We start from the raw sequence: 22,672 nt of genomic DNA on the forward strand, positions 1-22,672 counted from the left end.
TCACACAAAGTGAATTGCGGAATTTTCATATTGGCAATACCGGCACTGCTACCGTCGCCGCAACCGTGGGCAGTTTGGAGTGATCACATGGTGCGAGCACGAATCGAGGCGGTGGGCTCCTACCTGCCCACCCTGGAAGTATCTACCGCCGAGCTGCTGACGCAACTCGACGTCGAATCCCCCATCGACTTGGAGAAGGTCAGCGGCGTCAAACATCGCCGCCGCTGCGGCGTGGACGCCGACGGACAGCGCGAGGACTCGTTCACCGTCGCGCTCGCCGCCGCGCGCGGCGCGCTGGCCAACTCCGGCTACGCGGCGAACGAACTGGATATCGTCATCTCCTGTTCGATCACGCGGATACGCGAGGACGACTTCTGGGTCGAACCGTCCTTCGCGCTGCTGCTGCGCAATGAACTCGGCGCGAGCGGAGCCATCCACTTCGACGTCTCCAATGCCTGCGCGGGCATGCTGACCGGGGTGCTGGTGCTGGAACGCATGATTCGCGCGGGCATCGTCAAGAACGGGCTGGTGGTGTCCGGCGAATACATCACCCCCATCTCCGATACCGCCGTGCGCGAGATGTCCGAGAAATACGATCCGCAGTTCGCCTCGCTCACCGTCGGCGACGGTGCGGCCGCGGTCATCCTCGACAACGCGGGCACCGCCGACGAGGGCATCGACTACATCGAACTCAATACCAGCGCCGCCTTCGCGCAACTGTGCCTGGGCATGCCCAGCGACCGCGGTCCGGGCATCGCGCTGTACACCGACAATCGCGCCATGCACAACGAATCCCGCTACCTGCTGTGGACCACCCGGCAACGGGATTTCCTGGCCGAACGGAACAGCGATTTCGCCGCCGAAGGCTACGACCACGTCATTCATCACCAATTCAGCGGTCCCGCAGTGGAATTGATCAACAAAATCGCCGAGCGCGAATTCGATGCCGCCGTTCCGCCCGGTATCGCGGTCCTGGACCGGTACGGAAATACGGCCTCCACATCGCATTTCGTGGTTTTGCACGACGCGCTGCGACAGCAGCGGCTAGCGTCCGGAATGAAAGTACTGATGGTGCCCGCGGCCTCCGGCGTGGTAGCGGGATTTCTGTCGGTGACTCTCGGAGAACTGCGGGTGTGATGAGCATGAACATTGTTATTTCCGCCGTCGCCGTCGAAACCGGTTGCGGCAGTTCCATCGAACAGGCCGCCGCGGCCGCGAAACGCGCTATCGCCCAGGCGGGCACGACACCCGAGCGGATCGACGCGCTGATCAACACCGGCGTCTACCGGGATTCGAACATGGTGGAACCGGCCATGTCCGCGCTCGTGCAGCAGGCCGCCGGCATCGGGCTCGAATATCGCAGCGGCGATGTGCCCTGTCTGTCCTTCGATCTGATGAACGGCGCCTGCGGTGTGCTCAATGCCGTCCAGGTGAGCCAGGCGCTGTTGCAGGCGCCGAATGTGCATCGGGTGCTGGTGGTCAGCGGTGACGCGCATCCGTCGAAATCCACTGCGCCACAGGATGGTTTCCCGATCACCCCGGTCGGTGCGGCACTGCTGCTGGAGAAGGGCGAGGGCGCGGCCGGGTTCGGCGCACTGCACATCAGCGCCACCGCGGCGACGCCCGAACCGGTCGGCTATGTGCGACTACCCGAGATGGGCAACACCGGGCGGTCCACCATCATCGTCGACCGGACCGTCAATACCGTGGAAGACCTACTGCACCATGCGGTTTCGGCCGCCAGCGAAGCGCTCGAGGTCGCCGAGGCCGATCCGGCGCGCACCCTGCTGATCTGCAGCCGTCCGACGGCCGACTTCCCGGCACTGCTCGCCGCGCGGCTGGGCCTGCCCGCCGATGCCGTGCAGGCCGCCGACGTCGAGGGTGACGCGCACACCTCCGCCCTGCCCGCCGCCTATCTCGCGGCCCGGGACAGCGGCAGACTCGCCACCGCCGACATAGCGCTGTTCGTGGCCGCCGGAGCGGGGCCCGCCGCCGCGGCCATCGCGTATCGCCTGCCTCCGGCATAATCGACGCCGGAGGGATGATCATGAGCGAACTCTGGGTGATCGTGCCCGCATACAACGAAGAGCACGGCATATCCGCCACGCTGAACGCGCTCGCCGCCCAGCGGGACCCGAAATTCACGCTGGTCGTGGTCGACAACAATTCCACCGACGGCACCGTCGGCGTGATCGAGGCGTTCGCGGCCGCGCATCCGGAAATGCGCGTCGAGGTCATCACCGAAACCCAGAAGGGCACCGGGGCCGCCTCCGACACCGGAATGCGGTACGCCATCGCGGGTGGAGCCACCCGCCTGGCCCGCACCGACGCCGACTGCCTGCCCTATCCGGACTGGATCGAACGGATCAACGCCGGATTCGACTCCGGGCTGCGGCTGGTCAGCGGACAGCTCATCCCCCGCACCGATGAGGGCGTGCGCTGGCGGGATCGGACCATCATCCGGATCGTGCTCGAAGTCGCGTCCGCGTTCGGCAAGCTCCGGCCCGGCAATCAGGACCCGCGCTATCTGGGGCCGTACGTCATGACGCCCGGCTGCAATATGGCCATAACCAGCGAACTCTACGAGGCCGCGGGCGGCTTCCCGCGCACCGCCATCGAGGATCTGCACGAGGATCGGGCACTGGTGAACGCGGTCCGCATGCTCACCACCGACTATGGGCTGCGGCGCGATGTGCGGGTGCACGCCTCCAACCGGCGGGTACGCGCGTGGGGCGTGCGAAAAACCCTCGCCTGGTACGCCGATCACCGCTACAAACCGGAACTGGTGGACATTCGGTGACCGCACCGCCGAGCGACTTCCTGCATCTGCTGCGCGAACAGGTGCGGAACAAGCCCGACAGTCCGGCACTGGGCATGGTCGGGGAACGCCCGCTCAGCTTCGCCGAACTCGACGACCGGATCACCACGGTCTCGGAACGGCTGCGCGCCAATGGTTTCCGGGCGGGCGATCGAATGCTGTTCTCCATTCGCCCGTGCGTGGACGCGGTGGTGCTGATCTTCGGCACCATCACGGCGGGTGGAACCATCGTGTTCGTGGATCCGGGGGTCGGTCCGGAGTTGTTCGCACGGCGCATCGGACTGGTCGAACCCGCTTGGGCGGCAACGGAATCGCTGCTCTATCTGTTGAGCGGACCACTGAGCCGAGTGGGCCGCATGCGGGGCCTGTCCCTGCCCGCGTTCGGGCGACTTGCCGTGCGGCACATTCACAGTGGCCCGCGACTGCCCGGAACCCCGGGCGGCTCACTACCGCTGCGGCATCTGCTCGATGACGCGCCCGTCGCGAGCGATTCAGCGGAATCGGCCGCGGATCCGACCGCCGAAGCGTTGATCGTCTTCACCTCCGGCACCACCGCAGCCCCCAAAGCCGTTGTGCACAACCGCGGTTCGCTCGGCGCGGGCCTGGCCGCCATGGCCGGGCGCAGCAGCCTCGGACCCGGCACGCACCTGCATACCGAACAATTGATGATGGGACTGCCCGCGTTGCTGGCGGGTGCGCAGTGGTCCATGCCGCGCTACCCGCGCTTCGGCACCCATATCGAACCGATCGGATTCGCCCGGAACCTCACCGGCGCGACACACGCCTTCTTCACCCCGGCGGATCTGGCCGTAGTGCTGACCGCCATCGAAACCGGGAAACTCACCGCGCCCGCGACCCTGCGCGAGATATCGCTCGGCGGCGCACCGGTCACCACGGCGCTGCTGCGCCGCGCCCGCGCGGCGCTCCCCGGCTGCGAATTCCTCGCCATCTACGGTATGACCGAAATACTGCCGGTGGCAATAACTTCCGGCACCGCCAAACTCGACTTCGACGGTGCGGGCGACCCCCTGGGCGCACCCGTGCACGGCGTCACCGCCACCATCGCCGAAGACGGCGAACTCATCCTGTCCGGCCCCAACCTCTGCCACGGCTACCTCGGCGAACCACCGCTGACCGAGATCCGCACCGGCGACCTGGCCCGGCTGGACGGCGACACCCTCATCCTCATGGGCCGCAAGAAGGACATGATGCTGCGCGGCAAAACCAATATCTACCCGGGCCTGTACGAACCAGCCATCAACGCCGTCCCCGGCGTCCGCCAGGCCATCATGATCGGCCTCCCCGACGAAATAGGCGACGAGCGCATCATCCTCGCCGTCGTTCCCGATCCCGATGCGACAGATATGGTTTCGCACCTGCGCAGGGAACTCCCCACCCTGATCGACATCTCCGCCCTCCCCGACGACATCATCCTCGTCGACGACATCCCCGTCTCCGGCCGCACCAGCAAACCCGACCGCGCCGCCCTCCGCACGCAATTGGCCGCACGCACGAACTGAATTACGCTGGAACAAAAGCCTTTCGCGTGCCATTCCCCGTCATCCCGGCGCGTTTTGGCCGGGATGACGGAGTGGTAGCGCTATACCGCAGGGCGCGAAATGATTTCGGCGATGACGCGGTCGGCGAAGCGGTCGGCCTGCACGGCGTCCAGCACTCCATCGACGTAGCAGAAGGCGATCCGCATCTCCTCGTGGGCGGTCACGATCGCCACGGTGAGCGCACTGACGCAGGAATTTGTGGCGGCCACGGTCAGGCACGAAAGCCCCAGGCCACCAATCTCTTCCGGGAAATCCAGGCGGCCCAGGTTGGTGACCGAGACATTCCATGGTGCGCGGCGATCCACCATTTCGACAATCCTGGTGCCCGTCTGCACGGTGCGCGGGGTGCCGAACCGCATTCCGGCAACCGTCGACAGGTGTCGCCGCTGCCGCACGCCGCGCGCAAGCTGTCGATTCACCGATCGCGCCGCCCGCCACGGTGAGTCCCGCGCCCCATACCGCACGAAGGTCGTGAGCACGGGCGCGTAATTGCCCAGCTCGTCCGGCTCCGGCTGCGGGTCCAGCAGGCCCCGAAAGTCCACCGGTGAGCCGATTCCCGCAATTCCGCGCGCGGATCCCGACGCTTCCCCGATCGCTCGTGCGACCGCCGCCGCCAGTACCCCGTGCACGGTCACTCCGGCACGGCGGCAGTCGTCCGCGAGCGCCGCCAGGAGTTCGGCGGGCACCTTTCGATGGACTACCCGGGTCAGCCGATCCGGCAAGGCCACCGGAGCGCTGCCGCGCAGCCGTCGCGGGCGCAGGACGAGGGCCGCCGCCTGATCCAACAGCGTCGTGTAGGCATACCGCCAGAATCCGCGTGCCGCAACGGGAATCAGATCATCCGACGGCGCGATGGCGGGTCGGTCCGCGCCCGGTCGGCCGATCTCGTCTCGCACGGCGTATTCGATGATCTTGCGCAGCACGGTCATCAGGGAGCGGCCGTCCACGATGATGTGCGAGATCGTCAGGACGAGGTCGTGGTATTCGCCGGAAGTGCCCGGGGCATAGGCGATATCGGTGAGACGTGCGAAGCCCGCGGACACCTCGATCGGGGTGATCATTTCGGTGTCGATATGACGCTGCCAGGCGTCGTGCTCCGCGCAGCCGAACTGTCGCAGCGGAATTCGCGGCTCATCGAGAGGTTCGGCCCGCGGGTGCCCGTCACCGGTGTCGACGACGCCCATGCGCAGTAGCGGGTATTCGGCGAGCACCGCCGCGGTCGCGCGTTCGATTTGCTCCGCGGTCAGCCGCCCGTGCACCCGGACCCTGCCGACGCAATTGGCCGGGGAGATGCGATCGATGATCCAGAACCAGCGTTCCGAGGGGCTCAGTTCGCGGCCGGAATCGGTTGCCGTCGTTGCCGTTCTGCTCGCAACCACCGTAGAGCCTCTCGCCGCGCCTGTCCGGCGAGACTAGTGCGACGTGGCGGGGTTCGCATCCCGTGCGAGCGGGCGGCCGCACAAGGCCCGGAAACGGGACAGCGCGGGCACTCCTATCGAGTGCCCGCGCCGTGCCGGTGAGCGTTGCGGTCAGCGACCGCCGGGAGCCTGCGGGGGGACGGGGGCGGCGGTCACCACGGGTGCCGGTTCGCCCTGAATGGCGGACATGGACTTCCAGGTGGCCCAGTCGATGGTCCAGTCGTAGAGATCGCCGTCGGCGGCCGAGAGGTTGATACGGGTGCCGGACACCTCCACCGGATCACCGTAGAGCGCGGTCGGGAAGTAGGACTGCGCGTCACTGGTGCTGAGGTTGATGCAGCCGTTGGTGACGTTGGTATTGCCCTGCGCGGCAGACGATTCCGGGTTGGCGTGAATGAATTCGCCATTGTTGGAGATGCGCACGGCCCAGCGTTCGCGGGCATTGGTGTAGAACGGCGGATTCGACATGACGAAGTCCTCGTACTTCTCCGTCACCACGTGCACGCCGGAGCGCGTCACATTGCGGTCCTCATTGCCCTCGCCGTAGCTGACCGGGAAGTCGAACACGACCTGCCCGTCGCGGATCACCTGCATGCGGTGGCTGGTGGCGACGGCCTTCACGATCTGCGAGCGGCCGATCTTGAAGTCCGAGGTGATATCCGCGGCGCCGAACGAGCCCGCACCCATATCGAGGCCGTAGAGCTTGGCACCGACGTGTACGGCGGTGCCGGGCACCCAGTACTCGCGCGGCCGCCAGTGCGCACGGGAGCCGCCGTTGTCATCCGGCAACCAGGCCCAGGAGCCTTCCGCGGCGGGCGTGGTGGTGACGGTGAGCGCCTTCTCGACCGCGGCCTTGTTGTCGATGTGCTTGTTGAATTGCAGGATGATCGGCGCGGCGATGCCGACCTCCTGACCGTCGGCGATATTGATCGTCGCGTTCACCTCGGTCTTGGGATTGACGGTGGTGAACTTGGCGTCGATCGGCACCGGCTTGTTGTCGGTACCGGTGGCGGTGCCGGACCAGGTGTAGGTGATGCCGTAGCCCAGGGCCTCGTTGACGGTGAATTTACTGTGGTCCGGGCTGAATTCGCCGGTGACCTGCTTACCGTTCGGGTTGGTCAGGGCCACCTGGTCGATGCGGCCGCCGCTGACGGAGACCGATACGGGTGTGGTCGGGTTGACATTCTGTGCGCCATCGCCGGGTTCGGGGGTCACCTTGGCGGCCGGAGCGGCAGGTTTATCGGGGGTTCCGCCCTTATCGGACGTGCATCCGGCCACCAGCGCCACCGCGGCCAGTAGCGCGGCCAGTACAGCCGTCGCCCGCCGGACCGGGAATCCTCGTCTACTCACTTCCTCGACGTTACCCCCGCAAACCGAGTCCTCCAGCCGCCGAAACCGTGGTACCTGCCACCCCTACAGGGCGACTCCCACTGTGACAGGTTCGGGCTCGAGGTGGATTTCGAAGCGTTCAGCAACTCCTTGGCGAACTTCCCGGGCGAGTGCGGCGAGCTGCTCCGCAGTGGCAGCACCGCGATTGGTCAGAGCCAACGTGTGTTTGGTGGACAGTCGCGCGGGCGCGCCCGTACCCGGAAAACCCTTGGCGAAACCGGCGCGCTCGATCAACCAGCCCGCCGAGAACTTCACCCCGCCGGCCACCGGCCATGTGGGCACCGTCACATCGGCACCGAGGTGCGCGGCGATGGCCGCCCGCACCGACTCGACCCGATTGTCCGGAACGATCGGATTGGTGAAGAACGAGCCCGCACTCCAGGTGTCGTGATCCGCCGCGTCCAGCACCATGCCCTTGCTCGCGCGCAGGCGCAGTACCTCGGCGCGCACCAGCTCCGCCGGACGCGATTCCCCCTCCTGCGCGCCCAGCGCGACCGCCAGTTCGCGATAGCCCAGGGGTGCGCTGGAACCGTCCGCGCGCAGCGCGAATTCGACCGCCAGCACCACCGCGGCATCGCTGTGCTTCAACACCGAAGTGCGATAACCGAATCCGAGCTCGTCCGGCTCCACCCAGCGGATCGCACCGCTCGCCCGGTCCAGCAGCCGCACCCGGCGCAGCAGTGACGCCACCTCGACGCCGTACGCGCCGACATTCTGCACCGGCGTCGCCCCGGCGGAACCCGGTATGCCGGAAAGGCATTCGAGGCCACCGCGCCCCGCCGCGACCGACTTCGCCACCACCGCATCCCAATTCGCGCCCGCCTCCGCGATCAGGAAGTCGTCACCGAGCTCGACGCCGTCATTGGCGATGCGCACCGCCACGCCCGGGAATCCCGCATCGGAGATGAGCAGATTCGAGCCGCCGGCGATGAGGAGCACCGGAATACCGGCCGCGTCCAGGGCCCGCACCGTCGCCACCAGCGCCTCCGTGGAGGCGCAATCGGCCACGATCGCCGGGCCGCCGACCCGCAGCGTGGTCAGTTCGGCCAGCGGCACCGCGGCCCGCAGGCTCGCGCCGGTCCCGGCCAACCGGTCCCGGACGTCGTCGAAGGACACCACCCCAGTAGTACGCACAGGCACAGACGGTAGCCTGTCCGACCATGGCGACACCTCTGGCCTTCACTGCGCACTCGACCCATTCCACCGCCGCCGTGCGCGCTGCCTTCGCCAACGAGCAGTACTGGAAGGACCGCATCGAAGCGGTCGGCGGCCCGAACGCGCGCATCGAATCGATCAGCATCAACGGCGATGACGTGCGCGTGGAGATGATCCAGGCGATCCCGGCGTCCGAGCTGCCCCCGCAGGTGACCGCGGTCCGCCCCGGCGATCTGGTCATTCCGCGCACCGAAACCTGGAACGGCCGGGGCGGCACCGTGGAAGCGCACGTGGACGGCGTGCCGGCCACCGTGAACGGCAGCCTCACCATGCGCGAGGCGGGCACCGGATCCGATTTCACCGTCGACGCCACCATCGAGGTGAAGATCCCGCTCTTCGGCAAGAAGATCGAAGCCGCCATCCAGGGACATCTCACCGAACTGCTCGAACGCGAAGCCGAATTCACCGACGGCTGGCTGAGCTCGCACTGAGCGATTCACCCCGACACCGCCCTCGGTTCCCGATGCGATTGCCACGAGTTCGCAGTGAGATTGCCCGAGTTCACACGGACATGTCCCGCACGGCAGTAGTCTGACCGATCGTGCCTCGTCGACTGGACTACTCCGCGCGCTATCCGCTGCACACCACCAAAGAGGTGTACGCGGCGCTGCAGAACCGCGACCTCTGGGACACGCGGATCGAGGAGATGCGCAAACACTCCCCCAACGATCTCGTGCGCCTCGAAGCCGGCGATAACGGCATCGAGGTGGAAACCCGGCACGTACTGCCGCGCGAAAGCCTGCCCGATCTCGCGCAGGCCGTCATGCGCAAGGACATGACGATCACCCGCACCGAGCGCTACAGCGCCTTCGGACCCGAGGTGACCGGCGAATACACCACATTCCTGCCCGGCGGCCCCGGCACCCTGGAGGGCACCATGCGGCTCTTCCCGACCGAGACCGGGTGCACCCTGCGCACCTCCTCGTACGCCACCGTGCAACTCCCGTTCCTCGGACGCAAGCTCGAACAGCTCATGCTGGTGAACCTGATCGACCTGTTCCGAGCCGAGGCCGAGGTGACACAGCGCTGGCTGGATCAACAGCATCGCGTCGCCTGACCACACCGATCGGGGCGATCACCCGCGGCACCACCGGTATCAACCGGCTGCGCCGCGGGGACCGCTGGCTCATGCACGACCCCTTGGTCACTCAACGTTTGCTGGATGCCCCGAACCCCTTGGTCGTCGACCTCGGCTACGGGGCAAGCCCGGTCACCACCCTCGAAATGGCGCGGCGACTGCGCACCATCCGGCCGGATCTGCGCGTGACCGGACTCGAAATCGATCCGGCCCGCGTGGTGCCCGCCCAGGAGGACGTCACCTTCGCCCGCGGCGGCTTCGAACTCGCGGGCCTGCGCCCGAACCTGGTGCGCGCCTTCAACGTACTGCGCCAGTACCCGGAATCCGCTGTCCCCGAAGCCTGGTCGACCATCCTCGCGGGCCTCGCGCCCGACGGCCTGCTCCTCGACGGCACCTGCGATGAACTCGGCCGCCGCTGCGCCTGGGTCCTGCTCGACCGCACCGGGCCGCTGTCATTGACCCTGGCCTGGGACCCCTTCACGGTCGACCGGCCCTCCGATATCGCCGAACGCCTTCCGAAAGCCCTGATCCACCGCAACATCCCCGGCGAACCCATCCACGCCCTGCTGACCGCCGCCGACCGCGCCTGGTCGCACGCCGCGCCCCTGGCCCCGTACGGCCCCCGCGTCCGCTGGCGGCATGCCGCGAATCTCCTGCGCCAGGAGGGTTTTCCACTCCGCCCCTACCGTCGCCGCCTCCGCGACAACCTCCTCACCGTCCCATGGTCGGCCGTCGCACCCCTGCCCGGCTGATCGCTACGCGTTCCCGATGCCGAAGGCATTCGCCGCGCGGTCCCGCAGTTCCTGCACGGTCCCGGATACCACCGCGGGCGCGACGAGCGAGCGCGGCGCGAACGGCTGCCGCCATAACCCGCCGTGCGCGGCACCCACGGTGAACAGCGCCTCCGGATTGGCGGAAGGCTCGGGAGCGGGGGCCATGAGATCGCCGACGAGCTTGGCGGCCAGCAGGATTCGCGCGGTCGCGGGATCGAAGACCTCCACGCCGAAATGGCCGACGGTGCGATGCGCGGCCGTGCGCAATGAACTCCGGTGCACCGAGGTGGTCCACGCGGGTGGGGCGACCGTGTAGGAGACGGTGTGGCCGCCCGCGTGCGCCGAGACCGCGCGCCAGCGTGGCAGGCGTTGCGCCAGGGCGTAATCCGGGCCGCCGAGGTACGGCAGATTGTCGAACAGACCCCAGCGCGCGCCGTCGGCGTCGACGATCGGGCGCAGATAGTTCAAGCGGTACAGGGAGTTCGGCGAGAGGCGGTGCAGGATGTCCTGCGCGGCCCCGCGAATACCGCGCCGCGCCAATTGCTCCCGTGCCGCGAGCACCACCGATTCGGGAACGGCGTAGCAGTCCGCCGATGAACCGTGCAGCGCCAGTGTGGCATCGGGCCGCTCATGCAGCAGATGCTCGGCCAGCACGTCCGAGGCGGCCGCCAGCCGCAGTCCGGCGGCCCCCGGCAGTCCCGCGTACAGACCCAGTGCGAGCCGCGCGTCGGTGTGCGCGATCAGCCATTTCGCCAGGGTCGGAAAGAATCTGGTGATATCCACGCCCGGCCCGGCCGCGGCGACGGGGAATCGCATGGTCCCCGCACCGGCACTCGCCATGGCGCGCAATCGATCCCAGCGCGCCCGGCCCGGCCGATCCACGGCGAGCACCTCCGCGCCCCAGGCCAGCAGCGGCCGCAGCGGGCTCAATTCCGCCGCCGCGCCGATGATCGACAGCCGGAATCCCGGCAGCCGCAACCACTCCGGATGGTCGATCACCCGAAGCAGCACCGCAACGAACCCGGGTTCGAAGATCCCGCGCCGCTCCCAGTCTCCGAGCTGCTGCCGCAATTCGTCCTCGAACAGCACCTTTCCCTGCCACGGCAGCTCCAGTCGCGGCACCGCCGCCCCGGTCCCGGAAACCTGCTCGGTCTCCAGCCGCGACCCCTGCGCAACCGCCGTCACATCGACCGCGTCGAGCGCGGTCACGGTGCGCCCGGCGGCGAATCGCAGCATGGTCCGCACCGAATGCAGCCCCTCCGTGGCGATTCCGAGTGAGGTCTCCGGCGCGCTGACCGCCAGCGCGGTCATGGCCCGGAACACGCGCCGATGATCATGCCGCCAGTCCCGGCACGTCTCCACCGACTGCGCCAGATCCGCGTCGTACTCGCGCACCGCGTCGGCGACGACCGCCGCCGAGAACATCTCGGCGATCCGCTCGGGCGGTCCGGGTGGAAAAGCCAGATCCCACATGCCATTACGGACCGTCCCCATACCGGTCACCCTGCCACGAAACCGGCGCGTGCAAAACTCGAATCAAGCCGAACGAACAGCGAATTCTGTAAAGCCCGCCCGGACCCTCCCACCAGCTCGAACTTTCAGACGCGGATCAGGGCGCGGTGCAGGCGGGCGGCGGTGGGGGGTGGGAGAGCGTCGCTGGCGGAACGGATTTCGGCGCGGGCACAGCGGTGGATGGCGACGGCGTCGGCGACGACTTCGTCGAGGGCGGCCTGGCCGATACCCGCTTCGGCGAGATCCAGCACCGTGCGCAGCGGGGTGGTGACCAGGAAGGTGCCCGCGGATTCCACATCCTTGCGGGCGAAGGTGCGGCGCAGCACCACCAGGCGCGGAGAGAGCGGAAAACGGCCGATGCGCGCGGACATGTGCACGAACCGCGGGCGCAGGCGGCCCAGGCCGTGCAATTCGGCGGCGCTGTGGTGCGAGACGGCGGCCGCGCCGTCGAACCACGCCGACCACATGGCGTATTCGTCGAGCGGCCCGTCGGGCCAGCGGCCCAGGCGGAGCAGTCCGACGCCCGCGCGGAGCACCGATCCGTCGCGGAGGCCGTCGCGTATGCGCGCCTCGCAGCCCGTTTGCAGCACCTGTCGGGTGGTGAAGTATCCGGCGTGCCGACCGGCCAGCTCTTGCAGCGCCTGCCAGCCGTGTTCGGGGTCCGGCTCCGCTGCGGGGTTCCCAGCCATGCACTCAGGCTACGCCGACCTCCTGTGTGTTACGTCACAATCAGCTCGGACTCCACCGACACCTCATCGGAAGCACAGAGCTCACACAGAAAGCTCGGGAAGAATCGGCCGCATGAGTTCGAACCCCACCTCGGACGACGCGAAGCGCCCGGAACCCGACACCGAGACCTCGCGCGCGAATGGCACCTCACCCGCACACCCGGGCGCGGCGAACTACGAGATCCCCTCCGGCGCAGCCGATTCCGGCGCACCGGCAGCCCGTCTCGACAAGCCCGAAACCGCCGAACCGCAGACCGAGATCCTAGGCGGCGCGCCCTATCCGGCGGGCGCGGGCGGCACCCACGACACCACCGAGGTGATCGGCGGCAACAACACACCGCAGCACCCCGCGGCCCCGGAAGCCGACGCCCCCACCACGGCCTTCGGCAAGAGCGACGCGCCCGAACCGGCCGCCGGAGCGACCGAATGGTGGCATGAGGGCCAGGCCACCGAGCCCGCCACCGAGGTCATCGATCAGCGCACCCAGGTCATCACCGGTCAGGGCGGTGACCCCGCGAGCGGAGCGGCCCAGGGCGGTTACCCCGGTGCCGGTCAGAGCGGTCCGCATCCGACCGAGGTGCTCGGGTCCACCGGTTCGCACCACACCCAGGTACTCGATCCGGGCGAAGCCGCCGCCTACGCGGCCGGTGCCGCCACCGTCGGCGGCACCCCGCCGCCACCGGGCACCCCGCCGCCCACCGCGAACAACACTGGCGGAGAAGGCGGTTCGCCGGGTAAGAGCCGGAAGAAGCGGACGCTCCTGATCGTCGGACTGGTCGCGGCGCTGATCGTGGTCGGCGGTCTGGCCGGTGGCGAGGCGTACGCCCGGCGCACCGTCGAGAACTGCATCAGCTCACAGTTCGAGGCGCAGATGGGCTCCAAGATCGACGTCTCGTTCGGCGCGAAACCCATGCTGCTCACCATGTTCGACAACAAGGTCGGCAAGGTGACCGTCGACAGCGACGACACCAAGTTCGGCCCGGCGGTCGGCATGGTCGTGCACGCCACCTTCCACGACATCGAGGTGCAGGATCAGGGCCGCGCGGGCGGCACCATCGGCAGCTCCGAAGCCGAGGTGGACTGGAGCAACGACGGCATCGTGAAAACGCTGGGCGGCTTGGTATCCGGCGCGACCTCCGATCCGAACGCGGGCACGCTGAGCTTCAATGTGCTCGGCGGCCTGGCGCAATTGCAGGTCAAGCCGAAAATCGTCGGCGACAAGGTGGAGGTGGAGACCATGTCCGCCTCACTGCTTGGCTTCGGCCTGCCCACCGATTTGGTCTCGGGCATCGTGGAACTCATGACCGAGAGCCTGCAGAGCTACCCGATGGGCCTGCAGCCCACCAAGGTCGAGGTCACCTCGACGGGCATCCACGTCAGCCTCAAGGGCGGCAAAACCACTTTGGAGGCAACCGATTCCACCGGCAAGACCACCAATGTGACCTGCTGACAAGCACTTACCGAAATGCCCGGACGGCCCGACACCGTCCGGGCGTTCGCGTCTTCAGGCCGGAAAGCCTTGCAGGACTTCGCGGGAGCGTGAGAGTCCCAGGCGGGTGGCTCCGGCGGCGATCATCTCGGCCGCCGCCTCCGAGGTGCGGATACCGCCGCTGGCCTTCACACCCAGTCGCCCGCCGACGGTGTCGGCCATGAGCCGCACCGCGTGCGCGCTCGCACCCCCGGCGGGGTGAAAACCCGTGGAGGTCTTCACGAAATCGGCCCCGGCCTTCTCCGCGGCCCGGCACACCTCGACGATCTGCGCATCGCTCAGCGCGGCCGATTCGATGATCACCTTCAGCACGGCCCGGTCCCCCACGGCCTCGCGCACGGTGATGATGTCGCCGAGCACCGCGTTGTAATCGCCCGCGCGGGCCGCGCCGACGTCGATCACCATATCGACCTCGTTCGCACCCTGCTCCACGGCGAGTCGCGCTTCCGCGCCCTTCACCAGCGAATGATGTTTGCCGGAGGGAAATCCCGCGACGGTCGCGACAAGCAGCCCGGGTGCGCGCACCGGCAGCATGGACGGCGATACGCAAATCGCCAACACGCCTAGCTCCCGGGCCTCATCGATCAGCGCGTCGACGTCCTGAGCAGTCGCTTCTGGTGCGAGCAGGGTGTGGTCGATCATCGCGGCCACGTCTCGACGGGAAATCTCAGCCATGAGCATGGAGTTTGGCATATGCGTGGCGAATTTCATTGCGGGCCGCCACCGCGGTCGGCCACACTCGTACTTGTGCTGATCCGTCGTGAACGAACCGGCGACAACGCCGCGATCGACGCGGTACACCGCAGCGCCTTCGCACGCGAGTTCGCGAACGCCAATGGCGACCGCCCGCCGGGTTCCCCCGTCCCCACCGCCGACCCGGTCGAAGTCGGCCTGGTCCGGCAGCTGCGCGATAGTTCCGGCTGGATGCCGACCCTGTCCATGGTGGCCGAATCGCACGACGACATCGTCGGCCACGTCTGCCTCACCCGAGCCGGGGTCGGCCCGTTCCCGGTACTCGCCCTCGGCCCCATCGGCGTCCGCGCGGACGCCCAGGCGCACGGCATCGGCTCGGCCCTCATGCACGCCGCCCTGGGCGCGGCGGACGCCCTGGACGAGCCCCTGGTGGGTCTGCTGGGCAGCCTCGACTACTACCCGCGCTTCGGCTTCGTGCCCGGCGTCCGGCTCGGCATCACACCCGACCAGGCGGACTGGACCTCGCATTTCCAGATCCGCGCCCTCGCCGCCTACGACCCGGAGATCAAGGGCGAATTCCGCTACGCCGACCCCTTCTACGAGCTGTAGCAGCGCTTACTGCGACTATTACCGGTATGAGTTCCACCCCGGCAAACCCTGATGACCGTCGCTACGTGCTGACCCTGGGCTGCCCGGACCGTCCGGGCATCATCGCCCGCATCACCTCGTTCATCGCCGATTTCGGCGGTTCGATCGTGGAGGCCGGATACCACTCCGACCTGGATACCGGCTGGTTCTTCACCCGGCAGGCCATCAAGGCCGCCACCGTCCCGTTCGATCTGGACGAACTGCGCGAGCGCTTCACCACCGTCGCCGCCGAACTCGGCCCGGACACCGAGTGGGAAGTGCTGGACACCGGCGTGCGCCGCCGCGCCGTCCTGCTGGTCAGCAAGGACGCGCACTGCCTGCACGATCTACTGGGCCGCGCGGCCAGCGGGGAACTGCCCGCCACCATCGAGGCCGTCATCGGCAATCATCCGGATCTGGCGGCGATCACCGAGGCGCACGGCATCACCTTCCATCACGTGCCGTTCCCGAAGGATCCGGCCGAACGCGGCCCGGCCTTCGAGGAGGTCCGCAAACTGGTCGACGCGTATGAACCGGACGCGGTGGTGCTGGCCCGGTTCATGCAGGTGCTGCCCGCCGAACTGTGTGAGCACTGGGCGGGTAAGGCGCTCAATATCCATCACAGCTTCCTGCCGTCCTTCGTCGGCGCGCGCCCGTATCACCAGGCGTTCGCGCGCGGCGTCAAGCTGATCGGCGCGACCTGCCACTACGTGACCGCCGAACTGGATGCCGGGCCGATCCTGGAACAGGACGTCACCCGCATCGATCACGCCGACACCGTGCACGATATGGTCCGCCAGGGCCGCGATATCGAACGCGTGGTGCTGGCGCGCGGCCTGCGCTGGCATCTGGAGGGCCGGGTGCTGGTGCACGGCCGCCGCACAGTCGTGTTCTCCTGAAACGCTTTTCGCCCGGACATCACAATGCCCCCGCCACGCCGTTGTGGAGGGGGCATTGCTGCTATCCGGAAAAAGCCTGTGTCAGCCCGCGACCGCGACCAGCCCGCGGCGACCCATGCGAATGGTGCGCTGCAATTCGGCGTTGAATGCTTGCGGCGCTTCGATATTCACCAGGTGCCCGGTGGGCAGAATGACGTAGCGGTCGAGGTAACCCGCATCGGCGAGGGTGTCGGCGATTTCACGAGAATGGATTTCGGGCAGCAGGCGATCCGCCGAACCGGCGATGACCGTGGTCGGCACCGTGAGATTGGCTGCCGCACCGTGCAAATCGAGATGCAGCAGGCCACGCGCCACGGCGGCGCGCACCGACGGACGGCAGGACCGCACGATGGACAGGCCGAAGTTGATCTCATCGGCGGTCGCGGCCGGAGTCATCAGGCGGTACTTGGCGATCGCGCCGACAGCGGACCCGCCGGGCAGCGGCAGCGGCGTTCCGAACATCAGCTTGGCCACCCAGCTCGGGGCGGGCACCAGATCGTTCAGGAACGGAATCACGGTGGCGCGGTTGGGAATCTGCCGCGCGGCGGTGGTGGCCAGCAGCACCGCCGAAGCGCGCTGGGCGACCTGCTCCGGGTAGTGCTTGGCCCACGCCTGGATGGTCATACCGCCCATGCTGTGCCCGACCAGGGTCGCGCGCTGGCCGGGGCGCAGCACCGCGTCCAGGATCTGCGCGAAGTCGTCGGCGAGCTGTTCGGCGCCGAAAGCCCGTGTGCCGCTCTCGCTCTCGCCGTGGCCGCGCTGATCGAAGGCGATCACGCGGTAGTCCCCGGCGAAGGCGTTGATCTGCGGGTTCCAGTATTCGAGGGCGCAGGACCAGCCGTGCGCCAGCACGATGACCTCGGCGTCGGCCGGGCCGTAGGCGTGTACGCGCAGGCGGGCGCCGTCGTGGGTGGTGACGGGGATGACCTCGGCCGGAACGGGCGTATTCAAGGTCTCGGTCGCGTAGGTGCGGGACCGTAGCGAGCTGCGGAAGGGCGCGGTCATCATGTCCGCACCGGCCTCAGGAAGCTTTACCAGCATGAGCACTCCTTTGTGTTCCAGGGCACAGTACCGCGCTAGCAGTGGTGCTTGCTAGAGCAAGCGGCGGGTTTTTTCGAACCCGCCGCATTGCGCCCCGTCTTTCCTGGGATACCCATCCGCCGCAACCACATTCGCCATTTCGGAGGCGGCGGACCGGAAATCTACTGTTACCTAGAACACATCCTGGCGAGGTTTTGCGCCCGGATGAAGCGTCCCCAGGGGTGGGAAACCCACACCTGTCGCCTACGCGCCCACGACCGCCGCGGGAATTCCGAAGGCGGAGCGCGCAACCCGTGCGAGTTCGGCGTTGAACTCTTGGTACGCCTCGACATTGCCGAGATGACCGGTCGGCAGCACCAGGTAGCCGTCGAGACTGCCCGCCTCCCGGAGCATTTCGGCGATCCGATCCGCGTGCACAACTGGGGTCATATCGTCGGCGGAGCCGGCGACGATCGAGGTCGGCACGATCAGATTCACCGCACCGCGTCCGACATCCAAATGCGACAGCAGGGTGCCGAATTTCCCGCGCACCCGCGCCGGGCAGGACCGCACGATGTTCTGCGCGAAGGTCGCGACCTCACCGACCGCGGCCAGGCTCATGATCTGCCGCCGGAACAGCCACTGCACCGGCGGCAACGCCGGAAACAGCATCGGCATGCTCAAGCCGAGCAGGCCGACCGCGAACGGCAGTCGCAGCACACCGCGATTGAAGAACGGCACCACCGTGGTCTCGGCGATGAGCTGTCCGGCGGCGGTATTGGTGAGCAGCACCGCGGCGGCGCGCTTGCGCACCTGCTCGGGATGCCGTCCGGCCCACGCCTGCGTGGTCATACCGCCGAGGCTGTGGCCGACGATGACCGCGCGCTGACCTGGCTTCAGGGACGCCTCCAGCACGGCCTGCAGATCATCGGCGAGCTGATCGGTGCTGAGCGGCGCGGTGCCTGCTTCGCTCTCACCGTGCCCGCGCACGTCGTAGGCGATGACGCGGTATTCCCCCGCGAAGGCGTTGATCTGGGGATTCCAGTATTCCAGGCAGCAGGTCCAGCCGTGCACCAGCACCAGCACATCGCCGTCGGCGGGGCCGTAGGCGTGTACGCGCAGGCGCGCGCCGTCGGTGGTGGTGACCGGAATGGTCTCGTACGGACCGGCCGGCGGGTTCAGGTCCGCGTTGGCATAGGTCCGGGTACGCAGGTTCGCCCGGTGCGCTCGCAGCATTGCTCGCATGGGGACACACTCCTTTGTGTTACTGCTAGATACAGTAACTCCGCGAGAGCGTGCTTGCCAGTGCAAGCACCCGGAAAAATAAGAAATCGGCCGCCCTCCCCTGACCAGGGAAGACGGCCGACGAAAGTCTCCGCGTACCGCTACCAGCGCGGCCCGCGCTGCACCTCATCCACCTTCGGCCGGACATCGGCCAGGTACACACCGGTCGCGATCACCGCCGCGAGGCTGAGGAAATTGACCGGATTCCGGGTGAGCAGCAACCCGCCCAGCGACGCCACCAGAATCGCCAGCCACACCGGCTTGGTCAGCTTGTCGACCGCCGGGAACGCGTCCGAACGCTGCCGCAGGGCATGCACCAGGGCGAACACCACCATGCCGAACTCGAGCAGCAGTAACGCCGACAGAATCAACCCGGGAATTCCCATCACCCCACCCATCATACGAGGGCTGTCGCGCCCATTCCCGCTACTCGCGGCCGACACGACGACCGCGGCCCCCGCGCAATGAATGCGCGAGGGCCGCAGGTTGTTTCAGCGCCTGATTACTTCTTGGCGGCGGGCGCGGCCTTCTTGGCCGGAGCCTTCTTGGCGGGCGCCTTCTTGACCGGGGCGACCGGCTCGGCGACCGGGGCCGGCTCGGATTCGGTGGTCACGCCGACGACCTCGGCCTCGACGGTCTCCTCGACCTCGGCGGCCGCTTCCTTCGCGCCACCCAGCAGCGGGGCGACCTGATCGGACACCTTGCCGATGACGTCCTGCGCCTGGTTCACCAGATCGGTGTACAGCGACTCGACCTGACCGAAGCGCTCCTCGAAGGCCGGGTTGCTGGTCTTGATCTTCTCGACGGTCTCCTCGCCGCGGGCGGCCAGGTCGGCGTAGAGGTCCAGCAGCTGGTGGTAGTACTGGTCGACCAGCTTGCGCAGCTCTTCGGGGGTGGCCTTCTCGCGCAGTCCGGCGAGGTCCTCCGGCAGCTCGGACGGCAGGGCGGCGATGCGCTGGCGCACCACGTCGACCTGGCCCTTGGCATCGGCCGGCAGGTTCGCGAAGCGCTCGCGGGCCTCTTCGACGCGGCCGTTCACATCGGCGGCGGCCGCACGGGTGCGGACCTTGTCGATGGTGTCGAGCACGGAGGCGTAGATGGCGTCGCCGGCGCCGACCGTCGCGTAGATCGGCTTGGTCACGGTGGCGGTACGGGTGGGTTCAGTCATGATGTTTCGTTCTCCTGGCGTGGCGGAACTTCGGTAGTACGGATCGGAACCTCGTTGTCCCTGAGGGCATTCGCGCCCTCGATTCCCCCGGGAGCGCCCCCCAATTGGTTCGTCGCGTCCCCTCTGTCCTCGTTCTGCGCATTTTCTCGGCGGAACGATTCATAGATGTCCAGGAGGACCTGCTTCTGCCGCTCGGAGATTTCCGTATCGGCGAGCAGTGCGTCCCGGACCGGGCCGTGCGGCCTCTGTTCGAGGTACCCGGCCCGCATGTACAAGACCTCCGAGGACACCCGCAGACCCTTCGCGATCTGCGCGAGCACCTCGGCGGACGGGTTACGCAGTCCGCGCTCGATCTGGCTGAGATACGGATTGCTCACCCCCGCCAGCTGGGCCAGCTGACGCAGGGAGACCTGAGCGGCCTCACGCTGCGCGCGGATGAAGCCCCCGATGTCGTGCGCCGCGTTGGCTACGCGGCCCGCTCGTTCGTCGGCGGCGGACGTCTCCGCCTGTGTGCCGTCGATCGATTCGGGAACCTCGGGATCGTGTGTCATCACTGACCTTCCGGCGGTTGTGCGGTCAATTCTAAAGGGGGGTGCTAACTCTTGCAAGCGCTCTGCTAGCACCGTTGCGGCAAACCGCCGGCGGTACCGGGATCAGCCATTGAACAGCAAATTTGAAACGGCGTAGATCGCAAGGCCCGCCAGGGAACCGACGACCGTGCCATTGATGCGGATGAATTGCAGATCGCGACCCGCCGCCAATTCGATCTTGCGGCTGGCCTCGTCGGCATCCCACCGGGCAACGGTATCGCTGACCAGCGTGGCGAATTCATCACCGTAGTTGGAGACCAGGTATCGGACACCGCGCTCCAGCCACCCGTCCACCTTGTCACGCATGCCGTCATCCGACGACAAGCGCTGGCCCAGGTTCTGCACATTCTCCGAAACCTTGCGGCGCAGCGTGGAATTCGGGTCCTCGGCGGACTCCAGGATCATCCGCTTGGCCGCGCGCCAGGTCGCGTGCGCCAGGCCGGTGATCTCGGCGCGGCCCATGAGCTCGGCCTTGACCCGCTCGGCCTTCTTGATCATGACGTCGTCGTATTGCAGATCGTTCGCGAAATCCTCCAGGAAGCGATTCGCCGCCAGCCGGATCTCATGATCCGGTTGCGTGCGCACCTTCCAGGTGAACTCCACCAGCTCGCGGTAAATGCGTTCGGCCAGCATCGAATTCACGAACTTCGGCGCCCACGAGGGCGCGTCCCGGTTCACGATGCGGTCCAGGGTCTCCTGCGAGTCCAGGGCCCACTGGTGTGCGCGCTCGGCCAGCAGGTCCAGCAGCGGCGCCTGTCTGTTGTCCGCGATGAGCTCCTTGAGCACCTTGCCCAGTGGCGGACCCCACAGCGGTTCGGCGACGCGTTTGACGATGGTCTGGTCGATGATCTGCTCGACGTCCTCATCGCGCAGCACGCCGATGAACGCGCGCAGCATGGTGGCGCTCTCCTCGGCGACGCGTTCGGCGTGCTCCGGATCGGCCATCCAGCGACCCAGCCGGAACGAGATCTGCGCGGAATTGAGTTTCGTCACAACCACATCGGGTGAGAGGAAATTGGTGCGCACGAAATCGCCCAGGCCCGCGCCGAGCTGATCCTTCTTCTTCCGGATGATGGCGGTGTGCGGGATCGGCAGGCCGAGTGGATGGCGGAACAGCGCCGTCACGGCGAACCAGTCGGCGAGCGCGCCGACCATGCCCGCCTCGGACGCGGCCCGCACGTAGCCGACCCAGTCGCCGCCCGCGCCGCGTGATTCGGTCCAGCGGCAGAACAGGTAGATGACGGTGGCCGCGGCGAGGAACGCGGTGGCGATGGCCTTCATCCGCCACAGGTCCTTCGCTTTGCCTTCGTCACCCAGCAGGTCGGCGAAGGCGCCACCCGGTGCGGGGGCGGGCTGCGACGCACGCCCGCTCGATTCGAGGACCTCGGCGGTGCCGGCAGGTTGCTCCATATGTTCCATTCTGCTGCTTCCCGGAAATTACTCCCGGCCACCGGGCCGGTCCCGAACGTCGGCGATCCGGCGCATGCGAGGCTTAAGCTGAATAGGCCCAGCCCACAACACGAACCACGGGAGTCACGCTGTCCACCCAAAGAGCCGTCGACGCCGGCGCCAGAGCCGACGGCGCCACCCCTCGACCGGGTCGAGAGGACGGACGCAAAAGGCGCTGGCAGCAACACAAGATCGACCGCCGGGAAGAGCTCGTCGACGGCACCCTCGCGGCCATTCGCGCCCGCGGCGGGGATGCCGGGATGGATGAGATCGCCGCGGAGATCGGCGTCTCCAAAACCGTGCTCTACCGGTATTTCTCCGATAAGCAGGATCTCACCCGGGCCACCATGGAACGGTTCATCGAGACCACGCTGATGCCGCGCATCTACGAGGCGATCAGCGATGATCTGGATGAATATCAGCTGGTCCGCAATACGCTCGCCGCGTACGTGCACACCGTCGACGCCGATACCGACGTCTACCGCTTCATCATGGGCAACGGCGCTTCGACCGACACCTCGACCCTGGCCGATTTCGAGAAATTGTTCGCGCAGGTGGTGTCGGCGGTCATCATCGACAAGGCCTTCGACCGCAAGGTGCAGACCGAGGGCGCGATGCTCTGGGCCTACGTCCTGGTCGGCGGCGTCCAGCTGGCCACGGACTGGTGGATCACCAACCGCACCATGTCCAGCGAGGAGATGCTCGACTACCTGACCATGATGGCGTGGAGCGCCATCGAGGGCATGGTGCGCGCGGGCGGCGACCGGAATTACTTCAACTCCAAGCCGCACGTACTACCCGATCCGGAGAACAAGGCCTGATCGGCCCGGAGCAAATCCGGCCGAATCGGGCCTGGGCTGGACGATCGAGATGTGGTTAGGCTGAGGCACGGCGGGCACATCGGGGTTTCCGCCCGCTTCGGCA

The 22,672-nt window shown here is 67.6% G+C and carries 23 protein-coding genes; 11 read left to right on the forward strand and 12 right to left on the reverse strand.

Going from position 1 to position 22,672, the window contains the following annotated elements; translation table 11 throughout:
- The first annotated feature begins 87 nt into the window (after positions 1-87).
- From AB0L82_RS39650 to AB0L82_RS39665, 4 genes are read left to right on the forward strand one after another with little or no spacing between them, the layout of a single operon-like run.
- Entirely contained in the window at positions 88-1,137 is a 1,050-nt protein-coding gene (locus AB0L82_RS39650) for a 3-oxoacyl-[acyl-carrier-protein] synthase III C-terminal domain-containing protein (RefSeq protein WP_364649203.1), read from the forward strand.
- 5 nt (positions 1,138-1,142) lie between these two features.
- Positions 1,143-2,027: a hypothetical protein gene (locus tag AB0L82_RS39655; RefSeq protein WP_364649206.1), complete on the forward strand. Its 885-nt coding sequence runs from the start codon at positions 1,143-1,145 to the stop codon at positions 2,025-2,027.
- A 20-nt stretch (positions 2,028-2,047) separates the two neighbouring features.
- A complete protein-coding gene (locus AB0L82_RS39660) occupies positions 2,048-2,800 on the forward strand; it encodes a glycosyltransferase family 2 protein (RefSeq protein ID WP_364649209.1) in 753 nt (250 codons plus the stop codon).
- Entirely contained in the window at positions 2,797-4,338 is a 1,542-nt protein-coding gene (locus AB0L82_RS39665) for a class I adenylate-forming enzyme family protein (RefSeq protein WP_364649212.1), read from the forward strand. The genes AB0L82_RS39660 and AB0L82_RS39665 overlap by 4 nt, the downstream gene beginning before the upstream one ends.
- 80 nt (positions 4,339-4,418) lie before the next feature.
- On the opposite strand, the gene AB0L82_RS39670 is transcribed toward AB0L82_RS39665, so the two are convergent.
- The 3 genes from AB0L82_RS39670 to AB0L82_RS39680 all read right to left on the reverse strand — a co-directional run bounded on the left by AB0L82_RS39670 (position 4,419) and on the right by AB0L82_RS39680 (position 8,252).
- Positions 4,419-5,756 (reverse strand): hypothetical protein, encoded by a 1,338-nt coding sequence (locus AB0L82_RS39670; RefSeq protein WP_364649215.1) that lies wholly within the window; start codon positions 5,754-5,756, stop codon positions 4,419-4,421.
- A 150-nt stretch (positions 5,757-5,906) separates the two neighbouring features.
- On the reverse strand, positions 5,907-7,145 hold the full coding sequence (locus AB0L82_RS39675) for an Ig-like domain-containing protein (protein ID WP_364649218.1): 1,239 nt from the start codon (positions 7,143-7,145) through the stop codon (positions 5,907-5,909).
- A gap of 63 nt (positions 7,146-7,208) precedes the next feature.
- A complete protein-coding gene (locus tag AB0L82_RS39680; protein WP_364649525.1) occupies positions 7,209-8,252 on the reverse strand; it encodes a UDP-N-acetylmuramate dehydrogenase in 1,044 nt (347 codons plus the stop codon).
- 92 nt (positions 8,253-8,344) lie between these two features.
- Here AB0L82_RS39680 and AB0L82_RS39685 point away from each other — a divergent pair, with 92 nt between their 5' ends.
- The 3 genes from AB0L82_RS39685 (at position 8,345) to AB0L82_RS39695 (ending at position 10,229) form a co-directional block, all read left to right on the forward strand.
- Positions 8,345-8,830: a DUF2505 domain-containing protein gene (locus AB0L82_RS39685; RefSeq protein WP_364649221.1), complete on the forward strand. Its 486-nt coding sequence runs from the start codon at positions 8,345-8,347 to the stop codon at positions 8,828-8,830.
- A gap of 110 nt (positions 8,831-8,940) precedes the next feature.
- Positions 8,941-9,456, forward strand: a complete 516-nt coding sequence (locus tag AB0L82_RS39690; protein WP_364649224.1) for a DUF2505 domain-containing protein — start codon at positions 8,941-8,943, stop codon at positions 9,454-9,456.
- Positions 9,457-9,539: 83 nt separating this feature from the next.
- Positions 9,540-10,229, forward strand: coding sequence for a class I SAM-dependent methyltransferase (locus AB0L82_RS39695; RefSeq protein WP_364649227.1), 690 nt, complete (start codon positions 9,540-9,542; stop codon positions 10,227-10,229).
- A gap of 3 nt (positions 10,230-10,232) precedes the next feature.
- Here the strand turns inward: AB0L82_RS39695 and AB0L82_RS39700 are convergent, their stop codons facing one another.
- A complete protein-coding gene (locus AB0L82_RS39700) occupies positions 10,233-11,744 on the reverse strand; it encodes a hypothetical protein (protein WP_364649230.1) in 1,512 nt (503 codons plus the stop codon).
- 104 nt (positions 11,745-11,848) lie between these two features.
- Positions 11,849-12,451: a type IV toxin-antitoxin system AbiEi family antitoxin domain-containing protein gene (locus tag AB0L82_RS39705; RefSeq protein WP_364649233.1), complete on the reverse strand. Its 603-nt coding sequence runs from the start codon at positions 12,449-12,451 to the stop codon at positions 11,849-11,851.
- A 112-nt stretch (positions 12,452-12,563) separates the two neighbouring features.
- On the opposite strand from AB0L82_RS39705, the gene AB0L82_RS39710 reads away from it, so the two are divergent.
- A complete protein-coding gene (locus tag AB0L82_RS39710) occupies positions 12,564-13,940 on the forward strand; it encodes an LmeA family phospholipid-binding protein (protein ID WP_364649236.1) in 1,377 nt (458 codons plus the stop codon).
- A gap of 54 nt (positions 13,941-13,994) precedes the next feature.
- Here the strand turns inward: AB0L82_RS39710 and deoC are convergent, their stop codons facing one another.
- Complete coding sequence (deoC, locus tag AB0L82_RS39715) at positions 13,995-14,672, reverse strand: deoxyribose-phosphate aldolase (RefSeq protein ID WP_364649528.1); 678 nt, start codon at positions 14,670-14,672, stop codon at positions 13,995-13,997.
- Between the two features lie 54 nt (positions 14,673-14,726).
- Between deoC and AB0L82_RS39720 the strand changes: the two genes are divergently transcribed.
- Positions 14,727-15,281, forward strand: a complete 555-nt coding sequence (locus tag AB0L82_RS39720; RefSeq protein ID WP_364649239.1) for an N-acetyltransferase — start codon at positions 14,727-14,729, stop codon at positions 15,279-15,281.
- A 26-nt stretch (positions 15,282-15,307) separates the two neighbouring features.
- Positions 15,308-16,198 (forward strand): formyltetrahydrofolate deformylase, encoded by an 891-nt coding sequence (gene purU / locus AB0L82_RS39725; protein ID WP_364649243.1) that lies wholly within the window; start codon positions 15,308-15,310, stop codon positions 16,196-16,198.
- A gap of 81 nt (positions 16,199-16,279) precedes the next feature.
- On the opposite strand, the gene AB0L82_RS39730 is transcribed toward purU, so the two are convergent.
- The 6 genes from AB0L82_RS39730 to AB0L82_RS39755 form a co-directional block, all read right to left on the reverse strand.
- Complete coding sequence (locus tag AB0L82_RS39730) at positions 16,280-17,278, reverse strand: alpha/beta hydrolase (RefSeq protein ID WP_364649246.1); 999 nt, start codon at positions 17,276-17,278, stop codon at positions 16,280-16,282.
- A 243-nt stretch (positions 17,279-17,521) separates the two neighbouring features.
- Positions 17,522-18,502, reverse strand: a complete 981-nt coding sequence (locus tag AB0L82_RS39735) for an alpha/beta fold hydrolase (RefSeq protein WP_364649249.1) — start codon at positions 18,500-18,502, stop codon at positions 17,522-17,524.
- Between the two features lie 140 nt (positions 18,503-18,642).
- Positions 18,643-18,939, reverse strand: a complete 297-nt coding sequence (locus AB0L82_RS39740) for a DUF2516 family protein (RefSeq protein WP_364649252.1) — start codon at positions 18,937-18,939, stop codon at positions 18,643-18,645.
- Positions 18,940-19,043: 104 nt separating this feature from the next.
- Entirely contained in the window at positions 19,044-19,709 is a 666-nt protein-coding gene (locus AB0L82_RS39745) for a heparin-binding hemagglutinin (protein ID WP_364649255.1), read from the reverse strand.
- Complete coding sequence (locus AB0L82_RS39750) at positions 19,706-20,260, reverse strand: helix-turn-helix transcriptional regulator (RefSeq protein ID WP_364649258.1); 555 nt, start codon at positions 20,258-20,260, stop codon at positions 19,706-19,708. The genes AB0L82_RS39745 and AB0L82_RS39750 overlap by 4 nt, the downstream gene beginning before the upstream one ends.
- 102 nt (positions 20,261-20,362) lie before the next feature.
- Positions 20,363-21,709, reverse strand: coding sequence for a DUF445 family protein (locus AB0L82_RS39755; RefSeq protein ID WP_364649262.1), 1,347 nt, complete (start codon positions 21,707-21,709; stop codon positions 20,363-20,365).
- Positions 21,710-21,939: 230 nt separating this feature from the next.
- Here AB0L82_RS39755 and AB0L82_RS39760 point away from each other — a divergent pair, with 230 nt between their 5' ends.
- Complete coding sequence (locus AB0L82_RS39760) at positions 21,940-22,569, forward strand: TetR/AcrR family transcriptional regulator (RefSeq protein ID WP_364649531.1); 630 nt, start codon at positions 21,940-21,942, stop codon at positions 22,567-22,569.
- Positions 22,570-22,672 lie beyond the last annotated feature (103 nt).

It is taken from the genome of Nocardia sp. NPDC052001 (assembly GCF_040680615.1).
In the GTDB taxonomy this organism is placed as follows: Bacteria; Actinomycetota; Actinomycetes; order Mycobacteriales; family Mycobacteriaceae; genus Nocardia.